Source organism: Citrobacter sp. Cpo045 (genome assembly GCF_030332875.1).
In the GTDB taxonomy this organism is placed as follows: Bacteria; Pseudomonadota; Gammaproteobacteria; order Enterobacterales; family Enterobacteriaceae; genus Citrobacter; species Citrobacter portucalensis.
Map to the genome: position 1 here is coordinate 151,814 of NZ_JAOWGZ010000076.1, position 19,704 is coordinate 171,517.

A 19,704-nucleotide genomic window follows, 5' to 3' on the forward strand; every position below is an offset into this window, starting at 1 on the left:
TGTTCTAAAAGATCCAGATGTGTTAATGACTATTGGCATTATTTTACTGCTGTTTGAATTATGGCAGACTGAAAAAAATTTTTAAATGGTAAAAACAATACAATAAACTAATTGTTTAGGATTTGTTAAGGTGGGAATGACGCTATTTGTGCTGATATGCACAGAATCAGTATGGTTTACTGGGGTGGTGGAAGTTAGCATAATACCAGGAATAGTTGTAAATATTAAATAGTTGTGAAATTTAGATCTTTTATCTCATATAAAAATAAGTAATTTCCTAAAAAATCTTATGGCACATAGGGTTAGGGTGTTAAATTAAATGAGCAGAGGTAACGCTGAGGCGATGTATCAGGTGCAAAAAACGCTGCCGGTTTGCTAAGCCCAGACGCGCAATCAGCTGGTTCAAGCGATAGATGATACGGTGGTAGGGGTGAGCTTGTAACAAAGCAATCTCTTTTAAGGAGTTACCTTGTAAGAGTAATTCCACCATCTCCCAATCGAGCTGGTTTATGTGCCTGGAGTGAATATAGTTAAGGACTGGCGACAATAAAGCGCGGCGCATTTCCGGGAGGCGCAGGCTACGTGACAAGATATAAAATGGACCGGACAGAGAAATAAAAGGGATTAGGTCTTCATCGTGGCGGGAAAGCAATATGAAGATTTGGATGTTATTCCGCGGTTTAATTAGCTGGCGCAGATACTCCAGAACATCAAAATAAGAGATTGTTAAACCTTCCATATCAACCACTAACTGACTAATTACCGACTCTCGCAGGCTGACTTTGGCCGATTCAATGGTCTGGAAGATCGCGGTACGTGCTCCTGAAAATAAATGTCGACCCAGCGCATAGGCCAGATAGTAATCTGTCGTAATAATCGCCTGAGATATAGTGTCACTCGGTAATGTGTATTCGAGTTTTTGCGTCAGATACTCAAGTTGGTCAAATACCTGTGATGTGTAGTGAGGATATTGCCAGGTACAGTTAGTGTTTCGTATACGGCGATGTCGATCCCGGCGTTTTGCGCTGTGCATCCTTTTCCATTCCATTTCTGTTGCGGCAGGTCTGGATAAATTGCCGACTATAAACATCCCTGACCCAAATTTTCTCCAGCGTAAAGGTGAGTTTCCTTGTGCTGTTGGGTTTCAATGCTTCAGCAATCATCAGACTGGCAATTGCGTATCCCATCAGAATAATCTGCCGGAAGTTTTCTGATGTCTTACTCAATGCCCAAAAAGTCGTTTTATCCAGTTCAACCTCTCTATGGGATTAGATAAAATATTACCGGGTGTGTCTTTCTGTTACCCCGGAAATAGTAAGCCAGGATTATTCTGGCAGCATGGAGATAGGTACAGTAGGTGCCGATACTTAATTGGTGATGAGATTTTTCTCAATAAAAAATCAGGCAGAGAGATGCCACCTAATTTTGTAGAAAGTTCAGATGCGCCCGGATGTATCTTAAGAATTGCTGATCGTTTTTCACATGCAGCTTTTTCATAATGCTGCGACGGGTGGCTTTGGCCTGAATTTCGCTTACCGAGAGCAAGTGAGCTGTTTCGGCTAAGGTATAGCCGCTGGCGAGAAATATTAAGAACTGACGTTCTTCGATAGAAAAGTTACGAGTGGTGCAGTAATGGCAGATAGTTGCGGGCACGTTGTTGCGCAGCGCACGTTTTTGCAGGATGAGGACTAATTTTTTAGTCATTTCCTCAACGTCATCTTCCCGATAGATCAGTGGCAACATATACAGGCAGGGCCGGAACATCAGCTTATCTTTATCGTTTCTGTTGCAGATGACAACCCGGTGTTGGCGGCGGGTATGGACCGGAATCTGATAGCAATCGGCGCTGAGCCAATCTTCATCCAGGGAAATAAACGCGATGTCAGCGCGATCGATATCCTCGACAGGCAAAAAGCAAATCTCCTGATACCACTGATTTGCCAAATGGGAGATGATAATTTTTAGTCCATGTTCGAAGTGACTGTTTTCTTCCTTGATGGCGATACTTAACATTAAAGAGTTCCTGAACCGCTGGAGGGGTAAGGGAATGTTAAGCAAAATCATAAATATTCTAAATACATGTATCCCTAAATCTGGCGTTTCATGGGCTGAGTTGTTACCAGGCGATTTCCTGGATACCCTTGAACAAGCAGAAAAACTCAACATTCGTACACTTCGCCAGCAACTGAAACAAAAGGCATTGACTCAGCAGGCGCTGACCGTATAATTCACGCGATTCATCTGCATGAAGTAATCACTTCGCAATGCGCCCTTAGCTCAGTTGGATAGAGCAACGGCCTTCTAAGCCGTAGGTCGTAGGTTCGAATCCTACAGGGCGTACCATTATATTTCAGTAACTTATCCATTTTCTGAAAGTTCCTTATTTTCCAGATGGTACATATTTGGGACATCATCACTCGAAAATCGAGTCAATTTGCTTCGCGTGTTTCGTTAAATGGTTCGGCGCAAGGTGAGCGTATCGGCGCACCATCTCGATGCTCTCCCATCCTCCCGTTTCCTGCAGAACAGAAAGCGGTACTCCAGACTGAATCAGCCAACTGGCCCACGTGTGTCTCAGGTCGTGGAAGCGGAAATCATCAATCCCGGCCCGTCGGCAAGCTGCATTCCATGCCCGCTGATCATCGACGCGCATCTTTCTGACGGTTGGCGTCTTTGAACCGTTGGTACCCCATTCTTCAGGTTGTAGAAGTCTGATTTTTCATATCGTAAGCTACTTGCGGTTGCTCATATTATTTACTAAAGAGTAATTATTTTGCTCGGTAACATCCCCTATGCTCAGAATTTTGGCAATCACACTCATTATCTCTACAAGTAAGTAATGCGGCTTATGGCTGATGAAGCCAACAAGATATAAAAATTATTCCTGAAAAAAGTTATAATGAAAGTTAGTCTAACTCCTAAAGTTGTGTACAACATCCTGATCATTAAGAGCATGCTTCTGCATCTAAGCCAGTAAATTTGCTATTTTCGCTGTCAGGTAGCGAATCCTTATGGTTAAATTACACCCAAATTTACAGGTTATACAATGGATTGACGACGAGCGTGTGGGGGGGATATTCCCAGTTTTAACTGAAAATGTATCCAGAGATTGATGCTGTTAACTATCATTATTTTATTTTAATTCAGTACATATTGTAATTATGGATATTGACCACTGTGAGAGCATGTTATTTTATACTATTGTATATACATTTTAAAAGTGGGAGATTGCGATTGGAATGCACAATCTTATCCATGTATATAGTATGGTTATAATTGGTGTTACTTTTATAGAAATGCCGTTACCGTTTAATCCCTCAAACCTAACATATGATTGAGACTGAGGGATTAGAGGTATCTAATGTTTCGATATAATTAATTGTAAGGTCGCATTAGCGGCCATTTCCTAACGCTACGACAGCGACTCCGTTTTTTTCATAAATACTATATTCTGAATTAGAAACAAAAGGAGTTATTTTTTCTTTTTTAAATTCATCTAGTATTTTTTTGTTATTTTTTTCTATGCCATACCCTACTCTAACTCCGGGTAGGCCCTTGTTAGATAACTGATATGTGGCTAAGAACTCGGTTGCCCTGCTAATTGAAGCATTGACCAATGGCCTCTCTTTGGCTATTAGTTCTGATCGTTTGCTAAAATTTATTGTTCCAACAGTTAGTATTTGCTTTATATTTTTTCTGTTTAATATGTCATAACTTATCATATTAATAACAAAATTCTCATGCTCTCTTTGCTCATGAAGAGCATTTGCTAATTGAGCGCTAAAGGCCATTGATGGTATTACAGCTATAAGAGCAATATATTTTAATTTATTGCTAATTGTCACAAAAATTATAGAAAACATAACAAACAGGCACGAAAAACTCACAATTGTTCTTGCATATATAGGTGCATCGTGTAGCGCTATAGTTGGACCGACTAAAGATAAGTAAAATATCAAAAAGGATATAGTGATCTTTAACAATGTGTTTATTAATGGCACTTTATGTACAAAAATATAGAATATTAGTGCAGCGAATAACATCACGATTGTAACGATAAAGTAATTAATAACCGTTCCATACATATAGCTACTTATTAAATCATTTAGTCTTAAAAATGATCTTGATATCTCATTGATACCATTAGAGTTTAATGAGATGAGAACATTTCGTGTATTTGAATTAGCATAAATTTTTGCTATTGTAGCCATGTAAGCTAAATAAATCGTTATGAAAATTAGAGATTTAGCAATAATTTTTCTAATGAAAAATTTGATTGGTAGATCTTTTTTTATTGCTAGTATGCAGGTCTCTATCGCCATTAAACCAAGATATATATTTACGCATGGCTGATATAATGATAAAGCACCAACACCAGTGATAACTTTAACTGCTGTTGATATCTTTATGTCTTTGTGGCTATATGTGTATGATAATATAGCTAAAAAGAATGCTAAAGACATGCTTAATGAATCGTACCGATAGGCTAAGTTTTGAAGCATAAACGGGTTGAAAATAAGCAGTGATGATGATATTAAGCTATTTGGACATTCATAATCATCTAGAAGTTTTTTTACGAGCAAGCATGATAAAGCTACAGATATGGATGAAAAAATAAGAGTGTATGGGAAAAAGTCTAGCAACCGATCTCCACTAGCAGACACTATGGAAATTATTAGCTCTGCAAGTGGGCGTCCTGAATTACTCCATCCATAATAGCCGGTTACAGCTCTATCTAGATCATCTCTAAAGTAGACCCCATAGCTCAACAATGGATATATGAACAATATAGATAGAAAAGCTAAGATTGTGAAAGATATTTTTTCTTTATGAAAAGAATCAAAATTCATTTTTCTTTTCCTTACCTTTTTTAATTAAAAACTTAGGCCTTCTTTTGGTTTCTATGTAGATTCGGCCTATATACTCCCCAAGAATACCAATGCCTATTAACTGAACACCTCCCAGGAATAATATCGCAGTCATTAGCGATGGATATCCAGGGACTGGGTTACCCCAAATAAGCTTATCTACAACCATCCAGGCAGCATAAATAAATGAAAACGCTGATACACCTAGGCCAATATATGTCCATACCCTTAAAGGCAATGTTGAGAAACTAGTTATTCCTTCTAATGCGAGATTCCATAGTCTCCAGCCGTTAAATTTTGATTTTCCAGCAGATCTTGATGCCTGCGTATACTCTATAATTTCAGTTTTACCTCCAACCCAAGCAAAGATACCTTTCATAAACAGGTTTCTTTCCGGTAGGTTTATAATATTTTCCACTGTTTCTCTTGACATCAAGCGGAAATCACCAGCATTCTCTTCAATTTTTGGGTTGCTAATCTTATTATGAAATTTATAGAACCAACTAGTAGTTTTACGTTTTAAGTAACCATCAGTTAATCGCTCGGTGCTTTTCGCTAGAACAACATCGGCACCCTCTTGCCATTTTTCAACAAGTCGTGGTATCACTTCAATTGGATGCTGTAAATCCACATCAATAGGGATGACTACATCACCAACGGATTTTTCTAACCCAGCGAAAAGCGCAGCTTCTTTCCCAAAGTTTCTGGTAAAACTTATTGCCTTAATATTTTTATCGGCAATTGATAAAGAATTAATAATTTTTTCTGTAGAATCTTTGCTTCCATCATTTATAAATATAATTTCCAATTCATATTTTTTGAGCGCATCATAATTTTTAACAGCTTCATAAAATAAAGGGATAGTATCTTCTTCATTGAAGACAGGTACAACTAAGGATATTGTGGTCATTGATCACCCTTAAAAACTATAAAATTAAAAAATACGAATCCTATAAGAACGCTGGCTGGGGAGAAGATGAAAAATGTTGCAACCGGTGGCAGTTTGAACACGTCTGATATATGACCAGTCAAATAGCTGATCACTCCCATAAAAGATAAAAAGGCAAAATACCTACCGCCAGTAGCTTTTTTCTTGAACGTGAATCGTGCGTTTGCATAAAAAGAGAATGTAACAGCCACACAGAATCCTGCTAGGTTAGCGATAGCCTGAGTAGTGCTCATCGCGTAGCAAAAAACAGTAAAAATTAGCCAGTGTAAAGCAGTATTTATGACCCCAATTGAGGCGTATTTCGTTAGGAGCTTAAGCATTTGTCGATAAGAGTAATTTTAAGAGATAGCAGAGTTTAGCATTTGAGAAGAATCAGATCAGCTATTGATCGCATGGTACCCTAACTTTTGAGGTTTGCTGCGTGTGAATAGTTGATTTGGGGGCTTCATCTTTAATTCTTTCGAAATCAGAACCTTCCCGCATTCCCTCGTTTATCCCATTCTCAGTAGCCTAATCTGCAATTTTACTGTGTTTATAAACAGTTCACCCCCGTGAATTGGTAGAGATCAAGGGAGCATAGTACCTGTCCACTGATGGTATATTAATTTACAAAGCCCCCTGATTTTGCGTTGCGTACCGAGATGTATGAGCGAAGTGTGGACGGAGATTTACTGGCCAGCGCGGTTGTCTCCGATCTCTACTCGCCGGGCGTGGCGCGCATCCATGAAGGTGCCTGGTACGATCCTGATAACGGTGGAGAAAGCGGAGCGCTGTGTAAATACGGTAATCCGAACGTGTTAACCCTAGATATCGGCACGTCTCAGCTGGCGCAGGCGACCAGTGCGCATACTACGCTGGTGGAAATTGAGAAATATACCGGTAAGGTGGATAACGTGACGGCGTTCAGCGGCCCGATAAAAATGGTGGCGCAGTGCGAATATGTCCCGGCGGAGAAGGTGACGTCATGATGAAACACACCTCCCTGACGACAGAACAGATGGCCTGTGTTTATGCATGGTTGGCGCAAATGTTTTCCCGGGAGCGTGACGGTGAGGGATTAGCGCAATTGCAGTCCAGCGAAATGACGGAGTGGTTCACCGTGCTCAAAGGTGAACCGTCGCTTGAGGCCGATGTTCTTTTGCTGGAAGCGAAAATTGCCGCGCTCAAGGTACGTGAAGATGCTACCCTGGAACTGGCGGCTGATTTTTGCAGCCTGTTCCTGATGTCGGATAAACACGCCGCGTTACCCTATGCGTCGGCTCATCTTGAAGAAGGGCCAAACTACGGGGTCATTAAACAACTGTTATCTGATGCGGGCATGCAGGTAAGCGATACGTTTAGCGAATCAGCCGATCATCTGGCGATTTTTATCGAACTGCTGAGCCATCTGCATTTTTCTCTTGGTGAGCCAGGGGTTAGCCGTCAGCGTATTGATGCGTTGCGCAGAGAAACGCTGGCGGGGCTGTTACACTGGTTACCGGAGTTCACCGCTAAATGCCGCCGATATGATGACTTTGGTTTCTACGGTGCGTTGAGCCAGCTGCTGCTGGCATTTGTCAGGCTGGATCATCAGAACTGAGTGATGGCCTGAGCCACAGAAAAACGGGAGCACATTCGCTCCCGTTTTAACCCTATCACCGCACAACCAGCACCGGGCATTTCGCGTGGCGGACTACGGCTGCCGCCGTTGAACCCAGTAAATAAGTGCTAAACCCCGGTTTGTGTGAGGCGATGACGATAAGCTCGGCGTCAACCGCCTCCGCCAGCTTGAGGATCTGATCCTTCGGCGGGCCGTAAACGACGTGGGTTTGAGTCCTGCCGGCAGGAATATTGAACTGCTTAATAATTTCTTCGAGTTTTTCGCTGGCCTTGGCCTGCAGACCACTTCTGTCCGGAAATTCGGTAGAGTAGGCCAGTCCCAGCGAGGCATAGAACGGAACGGTAGGAATAACGGCTAAAAAGTGGACCTTCGCGGTTTTGGCATGCGCCTGGACCTGCGGCACAACATGACGAGTGAGATCGGCTTCAGAGATATCAATGGGCACCAGAATTGAGCGATACATATTCACTACCTCCTGTTTGTTTTACCTCTACCCTGAGTGTAGCGAAAGTTGTTTCTGTATAATAAGTGACCAGATCAAGGATGTGTGCATCAGTGCGCGTCATTAAGCAGTATGTACTATAAGCCTATCTTGAATGTATTTCTGAGCAAAACCAAAAGAGATGTCCCCTCGTTAATGCTTGCCATCTCGAAATAGAAAAGGGTGCTTTTTTATATTTTTCATTGTATATTTAATTATATAACGATGGCCGTTAAGGGGGTAATTTCAACAGCGTTATGAACTCCGTAATTTTTTATTCTGACATCATCTTACTTTACAGATGTATAAACTTGGAAAGTGGTTTAAAAATCTGTTTTTAAAGAAAAAACAATAATTACATTTCGTTCTCACTAATTATGCGAGCCTCTTCAAACTTACCCATTTGCTGATTCTCATTTCTCTCCGCGCTTGATGAATATCAATAAATAGCTGCTTTAGGATATTTATTGTCTACCCCTAAAAGGGTATTCGTCTGATGGAATTAAAAGATGAGAAAAATAAATAAAACTATCCTATGGACGATGCTGCCGTGCATTGTTCTTGGTGCAGTTATTGTTTTGGCAGGGCAATGGACATTACATAAAACCTCGAGTACAGAATTCTGTTTGTCTTGCCATACGATGCAGGCGCCCTACGAAGAATATACAGGCTCGGTTCACTTCCAGAATCAGAAAGGCATTCGCGCAGAGTGCGCGGACTGTCATATCCCGGAGGGCGGTTTGGATTTTCTGGTGGCTAAGCTGCGGGCCTCAAAAGATGTTTATCATCAGTTCATAACCAAAAAAATCGATACCCCGGAAAAATTTGAAGAACACCGTCTGGAGATGGCGCAAACCGTTTGGGCACAGCTCAAGGCTAATGATTCTGCGACCTGCCGTAGCTGCCACAGTATGGACGCCATGGATCTTGCCGCACAAAGCGCGGATGCTCAGAAGATGCACAAAATGGGCATCGCGGAAAAGCAAACCTGTATTGATTGCCATAAAGGCGTCGCCCATTTCCCACCTGAAATAAAAATGGATGACAGTGCGCTTAAAGGACTTGAAGCGCAGTCAGCCTCCACCCCAGCTTCAGCAACTGAACTTTATGCTGTAAGCAACACCGCGCTTGGCGATCTGGGAACTGTTTACCCGGCAACCAAAATGCAGGTCCTGAAAACAACGGACAATGCGCGACTGGTCGAGATTCGCGGTAGCCAGATGCAAGGAAGTGAACAGGTTATTTACTACACAGCAGGGCAGCGTTTGATTCTTGCCAGCCTGAGTGAAAAAGGTCAACAGTCGCTGAAGATCCTCTCCGACTGGAAAAAAGATGACTACGGCAATGCGTGGCGAGATGTCGTGCTGCAGGGCGAATGGAGCGGTTCCGCACTCGCCAGCCGTGAACCTATGTGGGATTACGCGCGCAAACTCGACAATGTTTACTGCGCGGGCTGTCATGCGCCAATTCCGGCGAATCACTTCACGCTTAACGCCTGGCCTTCAGTAGCCAAAGGGATGGGGGCCCGCACCAATATCAGTGAAACCGAACTGGATATCCTGAGCCGTTACTTCCAGTACAACGCTAAAGACATGAATAAATAAGCGATCAATCAGGAGAAATCATGAAACTCACAAGACGTGACTTTATTAAGACGGCTGGCGCGGCAACCGGGACAATGGCGATTTCTTCGGTGATCCCAATGCCAGCCTGGGCCGAAGGCCAGAATGGCGGAGCAATCCTGACGGCAGCACGTTGGGGTGCGGTATACGTGGAAGTAAAAGACGGAAAAGTGGTTTCCTCAAAAGGTGCGTTGCCGAAAACGGTGCCGAACTCATTACAGCAAACCGCGCCAGATCAGGTTCATACCAATATCCGCGTTAAGTATCCGATGGTGCGCAAAAGCTATCTGGAAAACCCGGGTAAAGTGGATGGCAAACGCGGTAACGATCCCTTCGTGCGGGTCAGCTGGGAACAGGCGCTGAAGCTCATTCATGAACAGCACAGCCGGATCCGCAGCAGCTATGGTCCCGCTTCGATATTTGCCGGTTCTTATGGCTGGCGATCCAGCGGCGTTCTGCATAAGGCGCAAACCTTACTGCAACGCTATATGAGCATGGCCGGTGGCTACGCTGGGCATACCGGAGATTATTCAACCGGTGCCGCGCAGGTGATCATGCCATACGTTGTGGGATCGGTTGAGGTTTATGAGCAGCAAACCACCTGGCCGATGGTGCTTGAGCACAGTCAGGTCGTGGTGCTGTGGGGGATGAACCCGCTCAACACCCTTAAGATTGCCTGGAGCAGCACGGATGAACAAGGGATCGAATACTTTAATCTGCTGAAGAAATCAGGGAAAAGCGTCATCGCCATCGATCCGATGCGTTCTGAAACCATTGAGTTCTTTGGTGAGAATGCGACCTGGATTGCGCCACATATGGGGACCGATGTGGCAATGATGTTAGGGATCGCCCATACGCTGGTGAAGAAAAACCTTCACGACAAAGCCTTCCTGGAAAAATACACCACCGGATATCCGCAGTTTGAAGAGTACCTGCTCGGCAAGAGCGATAAAGTAGAGAAAACCGCCGAGTGGGCATCTGGCGTGTGTGGCGTGCCTGCTGAGCAACTGGAAAAGCTGGCGGAAATTTTCTCCAGCAACAAAACCATGCTCATGGCAGGTTGGGGGATTCAGCGCCAGCAATACGGTGAGCAAAAACACTGGATGCTGGTGACTCTGGCGGCGATGCTGGGGCAAATTGGTACCGAAGGCGGCGGCTTCGGGTTCTCTTATCACTATTCCAACGGCGGTAATCCAACGCGCATCGGTGGGGTCTTACCGGCGATCTCCGCCAAAATTGAGGGTGGGTCATCGGCAGGTAATGACTGGGCGGTTTCCGATGCGGTGACCAGCCTGCCGGTAGCGCGAATTGTCGAAGCGCTGGAAAACCCAGGCGGCAAATATCAACATAACGGTAAAGAGCAAACCTTCCCGGATATCAAAATGATCTGGTGGGCGGGCGGCGCTAACTTTACCCATCATCAGGATACCAACCGCTTAATCAAAGCCTGGCAGAAGCCTGAACTGGTTGTCATCTCTGAATGCTACTGGACCGCTGCGGCCAAACACGCCGATATCGTTCTGCCAATCACCACTTCGTTTGAGCGTAACGATCTGACCATGACCGGTGATTACAGTAACCAGCATCTGGTACCGATGAAGCAGGTCATTGAGCCGCAGTTTGAAGCGCGTAGTGATTTTGACGTATTTGCCGATCTGGCTGAGATGCTCAAGCCGGGGGGGAAAGCTGTCTACACCGAAGGCAAAGACGAAATGGCGTGGCTGAAGCAGTTCTATGACGTCGCGCAAAAAGCCGCCCGCGCCCAGCGTGTTGCCATGCCTCAGTTCAACGCGTTCTGGCAGCAGAATAAGCTGATCGAAATGCGTGAGAATGAAAAGAATAACAAATATGTGCGCTACGCGGATTTCCGCAGCGATCCGGTGATGAACGCACTCGGAACGCCGAGCGGCAAGATTGAAATCTACTCGAAAACGATTGAAGGCTATCAGTATAAAGACTGTCCGCCGCATGCGTCCTGGATTGAACCGGATGAATGGAAAGGAACTGCGGATAAAGATCAGCTGCAGCTACTGACGGCGCACCCGGCACATCGTCTGCATAGCCAGCTGAACTACGCGTCGCTACGTAAAGAGTACGCAATTGCCAATCGTGAACCGGTGACGATTCATCCGGATGACGCAAAAGCCAGAGGGATTGCCGAGGGCGATCTGGTCCGCGTATGGAATGCTCGTGGACAGGTTCTGGTTGGGGCGCACGTCAGCGACGGCATCAAACCGGGCATCATCTGTATTCATGAAGGCGCATGGCCGGATATTGAAAATGGTATCTGTAAAAATGGCGGCGCGAACGTGCTGACGGCGGATATCCCGACTTCAAGACTGGCGAACGGCTGTGCCGGGAATACCAGCCTGGTATACGCAGAAAAATACACCGGTGAAGCGCCAAAACTCACCGTCTTTGATGAGCCAGCAATTGTCACCATGTAATGATGGCTGATAAACGGGGGCCGTAAGGCTCCCGTTTTTTATTGCTGTTTGGGCAACGTTTTACTGTTGTTACTCAGCCAGCACTATCACATCTCCCGTTGCCGGGGCGTCAGTTCCCGGTAGCCACAATCGCCCCCACGAACCGGTGCAATGACAGCCGAGCAGTTTTTCGGGTTGTTGTTGCTTAATAAATTGTCGGGTTCGCCATAGCTTAGCGGGGGAGGCTGCGCGTAAATGAAAGCCACCGACCAGGGCATAAATTTTGTTAACCCCGGTGATTTTCTGGCAATGGCGTACGATGTTTTCTATTCCCCGATGCCCGCAACCGGTAATGATGACTAACCCGCGTGCAGATTTATAGATCAATACGCCTTCGTCACTGATGTAATCTGGCTGGAGTGTTTTCTCGCTAATCACGCCATAGGACTGTGGCGTGGGGACACTGATTTCCCCGGACCACAAAAAACGATCGCTGATAGCCAGCGGCTCGCGGGTGTATTCCATTATGAATCGAGAGTAGTTGTTATCACGCGAGAGTTTTTTAATTTTTCGTGGTATTCCCGCAACCGTTATCGATGCGTAACGCTCGCAGGCCAGTTGAGGATGGCAAATGATACGGCTGTTATCCGCAAGCCACGGCACGCCGCCGCAGTGATCATAATGACCGTGCGACAGCACTACGGCGGTTAATTGGGTCAGGTCCACGCCCATTTGTGCAGCGTTATGCATGAAGCTGCCGTCCGGCCCGGTATCAAACAATATTGTGGTTGTTTCATCCTGAACTAACAGACTTAATCCAGGCTTGGCCAGTATTGATTTTTCTGCGCCAGCAGCGCGTCGGTTTTCAAGCAGCACTGTGAGGGTTAAAGCCATGCCTGACTCCCGTATTAAAACGGCATACTGTAATGCATCGCTTTTGAGAGCGCTGTGATCGCAGCGCTCTTTAGCGTTATCCGTTATTCACGCACAATTTTGCCTGCGTTTCCTGCATCGCTGTCATTCCAGCTACCGTGACCATTTGTTTTAATGGTGTAAGTGGCATAACCGACGCGGAAGGTCATCGTATCCTTATAGGTATTTACGTCACGCACTTCATTACCATTGACGTAAACGCCGGAATCTTCGACGTGAATATCAACGCTGCGTTGACCATTGGCAAATTTGGCCACGTAATTTCCGCTGAATTTGCCATCAATACCGGCATTATCGTGGTTATCCGTGTTAGTGGTATTTTGCTGTTTTTCACCATGATGATGACGATTCTGCTGGCCGTTGCTGTTCTCAATAAAGCCATGATCGCGGTTCCACTGATAGGATTTATTCACATCGCAGCCATTGAGTTCACTCATCTGCGTACAACCTGAACGTTCATACTTTTTCTGCATTGCCGGGGTAATTGCACATGCTGTTGTGGCAGTTGTCAGGCCAAGGACCAGGAGGGTTAGCAGACGTTTATTCATTTTTTACTCACTATCATCATTAAATTTATTTATAGGAATGCGAACATTTGGACTGTCATGTTTACGACGACGGCAGTCTCCCATTAAATATTAATGAAGCATACCAGGGGGAATCCTAATTTATAATTAGGGTGGGGTGATGAATGCTGTAATACGCAACAAAACAAGCCGTTTATTTACTTATTTTATACAACCCGGGTAGAGAACTAAGATGTATTCACTTTTAGAAGAAGGATTTAATAAATTATTAATATTGACATTAACGATGAAGTGGGACGCGGGCTTGTATATAAACAGGCCCGCGTGGGGAGAGTAGTCCACAATATTCAAACTTCGCGTATTTATGGATGTCGTTGTCAATATAGTTCGTCTTTACCCCTGAGTGGAGATCTGCGCGCGGTGCTGCTCGGCCTGTACCTCATGAGCAAATGAATGGCCGTTGTTTACCGATTGGTGAACAACCATCGCTTTTTCATGTTCATTCATTTGTGAAAATGATTTCGCATTGGTTGATATTGACGATGAATTATTTGCTTGCGCGGCGTGTGCTTGTGCCATTTGTTGATGTGCAGGAGCATCGCTGTTATTCATCATTTCATGAGCCATTGCGGCCTGCTGATGCATTTTGGGTGTTTCTGCCGCATTAACGCCAGCTGAAATAAAAAACGCGATAGCTAAAAAAGAGGACATCTTATTCATCATATTTCTCCTGTTTGGGTTTACGGAAGAAAGTATAATTAATAGGGGCTGTCAGTGGCGTGACAGGATTATGACGGTTGTGTCAGACAACAGGTGATGACGGGTATAAGCGTCATCACCATAAATTACATCGCGTGCTTGGGCAGCGTCAGAATAAAGCGAGTGGCATGAGGGTCGGAAGTCACCGAGACTTTTCCTTGATGGGCAGTCACAATTGATTTCACAATCGCCAGACCAATGCCGCTGCCTTCGCCCTTACGCTGTCGTGAAGGGTCCACTCGATAAAAGCGGTCAAAGAGTCGCGGAAGATGTTGCGGGGGAATGGGGTTTCCGGGATTCTCAACGACTATCTGCACCTGGCCATCCGCCTCTTTCACCCGCACGGTTACCGACTCGCCTTTTGGCGTATAGCGCATGGCATTTGACAGCAGATTACTCATTGCCCGGCGTAACATTAATGGGTCGCCTGAAACCCAGCATGCGCGTCCTTCAAACCGTAAACCAACCTCACGCTCTTCAGCCCAGGCTTCGAAAAAGTCGAACACTTTACCGACCTCATCAGCCAGATTGAGCGCTTTTTTTTCTGGGATCAGCTGATTGTTATCCGCCTGCGCCAGAAACAGCATATCACTCACCATCTTCGACATACGGCCAAACTCTTCGAGATTGGAATACAGCACATCTTCCAGCTCTTTTTGGCTGCGGGTCTGGCTGAGCGCAATCTCCGTTTGAGTGACAAGGTTAGTTATTGGCGTGCGGATCTCATGGGCAATATCCGCTGAGAAGTTCGACTGCCGTTTAAATACGTCCTCGATGCGTTCGATCATGTGATTAAACGAACTCACCAGCTGTTCCAGTTCAATAGGAACAGCTTGCGGATCGAGGCGTACATCGAGATCTTTCGAGGTGATATTTTGGATGCGACGACTGACGTTACGAATTGGTTCATGACCTTTGTATACAGCGAACAACACGATAAAAACAATCATCATGCTAATCAGCGATGCTGTCATAATCAGCTTGTTTTTCAGATCGTTAATATAGTGCAGATGAAAGTCGATCGATAATGCCAGATACAGCGTATACGCTGGTTTTCCATCGGCAAGCTGTCCTACCGGCAGGCGAATCATTCGCCAGTTAGACGATGTTTTCTGTCCGTGGATATGTTTGGAGGTTTGCAGTGTGGGGCCTGAGATAATAAAAACATCGCTGGCATGAGCATTTTTATCCGGCCTTGCACTGGCGATAAACTGCCGGAGATCCGGCGCATTGGGCGAATGGAAAATGGCCTTCTGGTTGCTATCTTCCAGAGAAATAATGACGTTCGAATAACCCGCCACCACATTTTTTAGCGTTTCCAGGCGGCGTGATTCTGGCTCGTTGGGTTGGTTAATAATCCTCTCCAGCGTGGCGCTAATCTCTTGTAAATCGTTGATGTCCTGCTCGGCGAAGTGGACTTTCACGGAGTGGATCATTATCCATGCAAAGGCGAAAAATGAAGCAATTGTCGCCAGGCTGATAAAAAAGGTCAGTCGTGTCGCCAGTGAAAAAGGGCGCCGCCATCGTTTACTGGTCATCAGGAACCTCAAGCATATATCCCACACCGCGCACGGTCTGAATCAGTTTCGGCTCAAAATCGTTATCAATTTTGGCGCGCAGACGCTTAACGGCGACGTCGATGGCATTAGTATCGCTGTCAAAATTCATATCCCAGACCTGGGAGGCGATCAGTGAGCGGGGTAAAACTTCCCCCTGATGGCGCAGGAAAAACTCAAGCAGCGTAAACTCTTTGCTGGTCAGGGTGATGCGCGTACCGCTGCGGGTGACTTTCCTGCTGACCAGATCGACCATTAAATCCGCGACCTGAAACTGGCTTTCAACAATCACCGCAGCGCCCCGGCGCAGCAGCGTTCTGACCCGTGCCAGCAGTTCGGCGAAGGCAAACGGTTTAACCAGGTAATCATCAGCACCTAATTCCAGACCTTTAACCCGATGTTCAATGGTACCCAGTGCGGTGAGGAGAAGAATGGGCATTCCTTTGTTGGCGGAACGCAGCATCCGCACGATATCCCAGCCGTTTACATCCGGCAGCATGATGTCGAGTATGAGCAGGTCGTAATCGCCGGTCATCGCCAGGTGATACCCGTTCAGGCCGTTATCCGCCAAATCCACAACAAAACCCGCTTCCGTCAGGCCTTTCGTCAGGTATTCACCGGTTTTTTTCTCATCTTCGACTATCAAAACCTTCATCGCATTCTCCTTCTCGCACTGGTTGTGCGGACTTTCAATTCTAGGGAAGCGGGATCGGATAGCAATCTGTTATTGGGAAAATGACAGTTTTGTCATTTTCCTGTCACCGGTTAAACAGAGTCACTTCGTTAAAGTACAAGACTATAAATTCCTACTTATTTTAGGGACATCAGTCCGGTCAGGACGAGAAGAACTATGAGCAAATTTAAGCTTCTTACTCTCAGCGCTATATTCGTGCTCGCTGGTTGTTCATTGGCGCCGGACTATCAGCGCCCGGCCTTGCCGGTGCCACAGCAATTTTCTTTAAGCCAGAATTCCCTGGTGTCGGCTCCTGGTGAATACCAGGACACGGGGTGGCGAACCTTTTTTGTTGACGACCAGGTGAAGGCGTTGATTGGTGAGGCGCTGATCAATAACCGCGATTTACGCATGGCGACGCTGAAGGTTCAGGAAGCGCGAGCGCAGTATGGCGTCACGGACGCTGACCGTTATCCGCAAATCACGGCAGGCTCCAGCGGTACCTACAGCGGTAAATTAAAAGGTGATAGCAGCACCGATCGTGAATTCGAAGCTGGACTCAATCTCAGTTTCGACCTGGATTTCTTTGGGCGGCTTAAAAATATGAGTGAAGCCGAACGGCAGAACTTCTTCGCCAGCGAAGAGGCGCGTCGGGCGGTACATATCTTATTAATTTCCAACGTGTCGCAAAGTTATTTCAACCAGCGTCTGGCTTACGCGCAGTTGCAAGTTGCCGAAGAAATGCTGCAAAACTATCAGCGCTCTTACGCTTTTGTAGAGAAGCAACTGATAACCGGTAGCACCAACGTACTGGCGTTGGAACAAGCGCGCGGTGTGATTGAAAGTACGCGTAGCGAAATTGCCAAGCGTAAAGGTGAGTTGGCACAGGCCAATAACGCGCTGCAACTGTTGCTGGGTACATACGGGAAATTACCCGATGACCAGGCGCGCAGCCGTGGGGATATTAAACCGGTAACGCTGCCGCCATCGCTTTCGTCGCAAATACTGTTGCAGCGCCCGGATATTATGGAAGCTGAGCACGGATTATTGGCGGCAAATGCCAATATCGGTGCTGCGCGGGCGGCATTTTTTCCGTCGATAACGTTGACCAGTTCCGTGTCCAGTAGCAGTAGCGATCTTTCCAATTTATTTAATGCCTCCAGCGGCATGTGGAATTTTGTCCCCAAAATAGATATTCCAATCTTCAACGCCGGACGTAATCAGTCCAATCTCGATCTCGCCGAAATACGCCAGCAGCAGTCGGTGGTGAATTACGAACAAAAAATTCAGAACGCGTTTAAAGAAGTGGCGGATGCACTGGTGTTACGCCAAAGCATTGCCGATCAAATTAGTGGGCAGCAGCGTTATCTGGATTCATTGCAAATCACACTACAGCGCGCCAGAGCGCTTTATCAGAATGGCGCAGTTAGCTATATCGAAGTATTAGACGCAGAACGTTCTTTATTCGCTACGCGGCAATCGCTGCTCGATCTTAATTACGCCCAACAGGTTAATGAAATTAAACTGTTTGCTGCCTTAGGCGGCGGTTGGGTGGAGTAATCCTTAATATTAACTTTTCAGGAGCATGATGTATGAATACTACCGCCAAAGCCGTACTGTTTAGCCTTTTCTCTGTGGTTATGTTTAACGCCCAGGCCAATGAAAATCAGCATGGCGAGATGATGAATATGCAACCAGCGGCTCAACAGGAACAACTCATTAGCGCTACCGGGGTGATTGAAGCTGTTGATATGGAGAGTAAAAAAATCACGATTAAGCATGACCCTATTCCAGCGGTGAACTGGCCGGCCATGACGATGCGCTTTACGCTGGTTGCTGATACGAAGGCTGATGATATTAAGCCAGGCGATAAGGTCGCGTTTACGTTTGTTCAGCAGGGAAATCTCTCTGTGTTACGCGATATTCACATCAGTAAATAACGTTCTCGCTGGTCTCTTTTATTCTTGCCCGAGTTTTTTGCGAACGCGGGTGAGACTATCGCGCAATGGAAATCACTATGGCGTCTTTAAATATTAAAAATACCGCGCTTATTCTCGGTAGCATGATTGCCGGCGGGATTATTTCTGTCGGTGTTTATACTTATTATTCATCGGCAAAAATATCGTCTGTAGCCGGGCCAGTTCAGCAAAAAGAAGCCAGAAAAGTGTTGTTCTGGTATGACCCCATGTATCCGAACACGCGCTTTGATAAACCGGGTAAATCGCCGTTTATGGATATGGATCTGATCCCGAAATATGCCGATGAAGAGACCGCGAACGCATCATCGCGTGGCGTGCGCATCGATCCTACACAGACCCAGAACCTGGGGCTGAAAACAGAGCCAGTGCGTCGTGGACCACTGCACTACGCGCAAACTTTCCCGGCCAACGTTAGTTATAACGAATACCAGTTTGTTATTGTCCAGGCACGCTCTGCGGGCTTTATCGAGAAGGTTTACCCGCTGACCGTGGGGGACAAAATTAAGAAGGGTTCGCCGCTGATCGACCTGACTATTCCTGATTGGGTTGAGGCGCAGAGCGAATATTTATTGCTGCGGGAAACGGGCGGTAGCGCGACGCAGGTGGAAGGGATTCTGGAGAGATTACGTCTGGCTGGAATGCCTGAAGCAGATATCCAGCGCTTAAAATCGACGCGTAAAATTCAGACTCGCTTTACCCTGAAAGCGCCTATCGATGGGGTGATCACCGCATTCGATTTGCGTACCGGTATGAATATTTCCAAAGACAATGTGGTCGCGAAAATTCAGGGTATGGACCCGGTATGGGTCAGCGCGTCGGTTCCGGAATCTATCGCCTGGCTGATTAAAGATGCCTCGCAATTTACCATCACCGTGCCCGCCTGGCCGGATAAGCCTTTCACCATCAGCAAGTGGAGTATCTTACCAAGCGTTGATGCTACCACGCGTACGCTCCAGCTCCGTTTACAGGTCGATAACCCCGACGAGGCGCTCAAGCCCGGGATGAATGCTTACCTGCAACTGAAAACACAAAGCGAGCCAATGCTGCTGATCCCGTCTAAAGCACTGATTGATACGGGTACCGAGCAGCGGGTTATCACCGTTGATAACGAAGGCCGATTTGTGCCGAAACAGGTTGCGGTATTCCATGAATCCCAGGGGCTGACGGCTATCCGCTCCGGCCTGACCGAAGGCGAAAAAGTGGTGTCCAGTGGCCTGTTCCTGATTGATTCCGAAGCGAATATCTCTGGCGCACTGGACCGTATGCGCGCCCAGAACAGTAAGGCGCAAGACGCAGCCGCCATGCCAGCCCAGGCGACCCATTCACACTGA

Annotated in this window: 18 protein-coding genes, 1 tRNA gene and 2 pseudogenes; 9 read left to right on the forward strand and 12 right to left on the reverse strand. The window is 46.2% G+C overall.

Going from position 1 to position 19,704, the window contains the following annotated elements:
* Nucleotides 1–310: 310 nt before the first annotated feature.
* Nucleotides 311–1,033, reverse strand: coding sequence for a fimbria biosynthesis regulator FimY (gene fimY / locus OGY13_RS04445; protein ID WP_213752862.1), 723 nt, complete (start codon nt 1,031–1,033; stop codon nt 311–313).
* A 386-nt stretch (nt 1,034–1,419) separates the two neighbouring features.
* Nucleotides 1,420–2,013 (reverse strand): fimbria biosynthesis transcriptional regulator FimW, encoded by a 594-nt coding sequence (gene fimW / locus OGY13_RS04450; protein ID WP_213752861.1) that lies wholly within the window; start codon nt 2,011–2,013, stop codon nt 1,420–1,422.
* 34 nt (nt 2,014–2,047) lie between these two features.
* Here fimW and OGY13_RS04455 point away from each other — a divergent pair, with 34 nt between their 5' ends.
* Together OGY13_RS04455 and OGY13_RS04460 are read left to right on the forward strand one after the other, a co-directional pair.
* Nucleotides 2,048–2,227 (forward strand): hypothetical protein, encoded by a 180-nt coding sequence (locus OGY13_RS04455; protein WP_213752860.1) that lies wholly within the window; start codon nt 2,048–2,050, stop codon nt 2,225–2,227.
* A gap of 39 nt (nt 2,228–2,266) precedes the next feature.
* Nucleotides 2,267–2,343, forward strand: a tRNA-Arg gene (locus OGY13_RS04460).
* A gap of 15 nt (nt 2,344–2,358) precedes the next feature.
* Here the strand turns inward: OGY13_RS04460 and OGY13_RS04465 are convergent.
* From OGY13_RS04465 to OGY13_RS04480, 4 genes and pseudogenes are all read right to left on the reverse strand, one after another.
* A pseudogene (locus OGY13_RS04465) lies at nt 2,359–2,683 on the reverse strand (site-specific integrase); the annotation flags it as partial.
* 709 nt (nt 2,684–3,392) lie between these two features.
* Nucleotides 3,393–4,850: a glucosyltransferase domain-containing protein gene (locus OGY13_RS04470; RefSeq protein WP_186413637.1), complete on the reverse strand. Its 1,458-nt coding sequence runs from the start codon at nt 4,848–4,850 to the stop codon at nt 3,393–3,395.
* On the reverse strand, nt 4,840–5,778 hold the full coding sequence (locus OGY13_RS04475; RefSeq protein ID WP_186413636.1) for a glycosyltransferase family 2 protein: 939 nt from the start codon (nt 5,776–5,778) through the stop codon (nt 4,840–4,842). The genes OGY13_RS04470 and OGY13_RS04475 overlap by 11 nt, the downstream gene beginning before the upstream one ends.
* Nucleotides 5,775–6,137, reverse strand: coding sequence for a GtrA family protein (locus OGY13_RS04480; RefSeq protein WP_174770601.1), 363 nt, complete (start codon nt 6,135–6,137; stop codon nt 5,775–5,777). Before OGY13_RS04480 ends, OGY13_RS04475 begins: the two co-directional genes overlap by 4 nt.
* A 342-nt stretch (nt 6,138–6,479) precedes the next feature.
* Here OGY13_RS04480 and OGY13_RS04485 point away from each other — a divergent pair.
* Together OGY13_RS04485 and torD are read left to right on the forward strand one after the other, a co-directional pair.
* Nucleotides 6,480–6,785: pseudogene (locus tag OGY13_RS04485) on the forward strand (trimethylamine-N-oxide reductase TorA); the annotation flags it as partial.
* Nucleotides 6,782–7,396 (forward strand): molecular chaperone TorD, encoded by a 615-nt coding sequence (torD, locus tag OGY13_RS04490; protein ID WP_213752859.1) that lies wholly within the window; start codon nt 6,782–6,784, stop codon nt 7,394–7,396. The pseudogene OGY13_RS04485 and the gene torD, both read left to right, overlap by 4 nt.
* Before the next feature lie 55 nt (nt 7,397–7,451).
* Here the strand turns inward: torD and uspF are convergent, their stop codons facing one another.
* Complete coding sequence (gene uspF, locus OGY13_RS04495; RefSeq protein ID WP_003831130.1) at nt 7,452–7,880, reverse strand: universal stress protein UspF; 429 nt, start codon at nt 7,878–7,880, stop codon at nt 7,452–7,454.
* Nucleotides 7,881–8,407: 527 nt separating this feature from the next.
* On the opposite strand from uspF, the gene OGY13_RS04500 reads away from it, so the two are divergent.
* Together OGY13_RS04500 and OGY13_RS04505 are read left to right on the forward strand one after the other, a co-directional pair.
* The gene (locus OGY13_RS04500; protein WP_213752858.1) at nt 8,408–9,502 is read left to right on the forward strand and encodes a NapC/NirT family cytochrome c; all 1,095 of its coding nucleotides are present in this window, start codon (nt 8,408–8,410) and stop codon (nt 9,500–9,502) included.
* Between the two features lie 20 nt (nt 9,503–9,522).
* A complete protein-coding gene (locus OGY13_RS04505; RefSeq protein WP_213752857.1) occupies nt 9,523–11,967 on the forward strand; it encodes a trimethylamine-N-oxide reductase 2 in 2,445 nt (814 codons plus the stop codon).
* Nucleotides 11,968–12,036: 69 nt separating this feature from the next.
* Here OGY13_RS04505 and OGY13_RS04510 read toward each other — a convergent pair whose 3' ends face one another.
* The 5 genes from OGY13_RS04510 to cusR all read right to left on the reverse strand — a co-directional run bounded on the left by OGY13_RS04510 (nt 12,037) and on the right by cusR (nt 16,376).
* Complete coding sequence (locus OGY13_RS04510; RefSeq protein WP_213752856.1) at nt 12,037–12,840, reverse strand: MBL fold metallo-hydrolase; 804 nt, start codon at nt 12,838–12,840, stop codon at nt 12,037–12,039.
* 83 nt (nt 12,841–12,923) lie between these two features.
* Entirely contained in the window at nt 12,924–13,427 is a 504-nt protein-coding gene (locus OGY13_RS04515; RefSeq protein WP_008784020.1) for a hypothetical protein, read from the reverse strand.
* A gap of 372 nt (nt 13,428–13,799) precedes the next feature.
* Nucleotides 13,800–14,126 (reverse strand): PcoE/SilE family metal-binding protein, encoded by a 327-nt coding sequence (locus tag OGY13_RS04520; protein WP_048214749.1) that lies wholly within the window; start codon nt 14,124–14,126, stop codon nt 13,800–13,802.
* A 125-nt stretch (nt 14,127–14,251) separates the two neighbouring features.
* On the reverse strand, nt 14,252–15,703 hold the full coding sequence (locus OGY13_RS04525) for a Cu(+)/Ag(+) sensor histidine kinase (protein ID WP_063941362.1): 1,452 nt from the start codon (nt 15,701–15,703) through the stop codon (nt 14,252–14,254).
* Complete coding sequence (gene cusR / locus OGY13_RS04530; RefSeq protein WP_003831137.1) at nt 15,693–16,376, reverse strand: copper response regulator transcription factor CusR; 684 nt, start codon at nt 16,374–16,376, stop codon at nt 15,693–15,695. Before cusR ends, OGY13_RS04525 begins: the two co-directional genes overlap by 11 nt.
* Nucleotides 16,377–16,571: 195 nt before the next feature.
* Between cusR and OGY13_RS04535 the strand changes: the two genes are divergently transcribed.
* The 3 genes from OGY13_RS04535 (at nt 16,572) to OGY13_RS04545 (ending at nt 19,704) form a co-directional block, all read left to right on the forward strand.
* Entirely contained in the window at nt 16,572–17,954 is a 1,383-nt protein-coding gene (locus OGY13_RS04535) for an efflux transporter outer membrane subunit (protein ID WP_213752855.1), read from the forward strand.
* A gap of 32 nt (nt 17,955–17,986) precedes the next feature.
* A complete protein-coding gene (gene cusF, locus OGY13_RS04540; protein ID WP_008784023.1) occupies nt 17,987–18,334 on the forward strand; it encodes a cation efflux system protein CusF in 348 nt (115 codons plus the stop codon).
* 77 nt (nt 18,335–18,411) lie between these two features.
* Nucleotides 18,412–19,704 (forward strand): efflux RND transporter periplasmic adaptor subunit, encoded by a 1,293-nt coding sequence (locus OGY13_RS04545; protein WP_213752854.1) that lies wholly within the window; start codon nt 18,412–18,414, stop codon nt 19,702–19,704.

What these genes read in the sequence shown, in the direction of transcription:
- torD (WP_213752859.1), top strand. Translation starts at nt 6,782, where the DNA reads ATGATGAAACACACCTCCCTGACGACAGAACAGATGGCCTGTGTTTAT.
- cusR (WP_003831137.1), bottom strand. Translation starts at nt 16,376, where the DNA reads ATGAAGGTTTTGATAGTCGAAGATGAGAAAAAAACCGGTGAATACCTG.
- OGY13_RS04520 (WP_048214749.1), bottom strand. Translation starts at nt 14,126, where the DNA reads ATGAATAAGATGTCCTCTTTTTTAGCTATCGCGTTTTTTATTTCAGCT.
- fimW (WP_213752861.1), bottom strand. Translation starts at nt 2,013, where the DNA reads ATGTTAAGTATCGCCATCAAGGAAGAAAACAGTCACTTCGAACATGGA.
- OGY13_RS04505 (WP_213752857.1), top strand. Translation starts at nt 9,523, where the DNA reads ATGAAACTCACAAGACGTGACTTTATTAAGACGGCTGGCGCGGCAACC.
- cusF (WP_008784023.1), top strand. Translation starts at nt 17,987, where the DNA reads ATGAATACTACCGCCAAAGCCGTACTGTTTAGCCTTTTCTCTGTGGTT.
- OGY13_RS04545 (WP_213752854.1), top strand. Translation starts at nt 18,412, where the DNA reads ATGGCGTCTTTAAATATTAAAAATACCGCGCTTATTCTCGGTAGCATG.
- fimY (WP_213752862.1), bottom strand. Translation starts at nt 1,033, where the DNA reads ATGCACAGCGCAAAACGCCGGGATCGACATCGCCGTATACGAAACACT.
- OGY13_RS04535 (WP_213752855.1), top strand. Translation starts at nt 16,572, where the DNA reads ATGAGCAAATTTAAGCTTCTTACTCTCAGCGCTATATTCGTGCTCGCT.
- OGY13_RS04500 (WP_213752858.1), top strand. Translation starts at nt 8,408, where the DNA reads ATGAGAAAAATAAATAAAACTATCCTATGGACGATGCTGCCGTGCATT.
- OGY13_RS04480 (WP_174770601.1), bottom strand. Translation starts at nt 6,137, where the DNA reads ATGCTTAAGCTCCTAACGAAATACGCCTCAATTGGGGTCATAAATACT.
- OGY13_RS04470 (WP_186413637.1), bottom strand. Translation starts at nt 4,850, where the DNA reads ATGAATTTTGATTCTTTTCATAAAGAAAAAATATCTTTCACAATCTTA.
- OGY13_RS04455 (WP_213752860.1), top strand. Translation starts at nt 2,048, where the DNA reads ATGTTAAGCAAAATCATAAATATTCTAAATACATGTATCCCTAAATCT.
- uspF (WP_003831130.1), bottom strand. Translation starts at nt 7,880, where the DNA reads ATGTATCGCTCAATTCTGGTGCCCATTGATATCTCTGAAGCCGATCTC.
- OGY13_RS04525 (WP_063941362.1), bottom strand. Translation starts at nt 15,703, where the DNA reads ATGACCAGTAAACGATGGCGGCGCCCTTTTTCACTGGCGACACGACTG.
- OGY13_RS04515 (WP_008784020.1), bottom strand. Translation starts at nt 13,427, where the DNA reads ATGAATAAACGTCTGCTAACCCTCCTGGTCCTTGGCCTGACAACTGCC.
- OGY13_RS04475 (WP_186413636.1), bottom strand. Translation starts at nt 5,778, where the DNA reads ATGACCACAATATCCTTAGTTGTACCTGTCTTCAATGAAGAAGATACT.
- OGY13_RS04510 (WP_213752856.1), bottom strand. Translation starts at nt 12,840, where the DNA reads ATGGCTTTAACCCTCACAGTGCTGCTTGAAAACCGACGCGCTGCTGGC.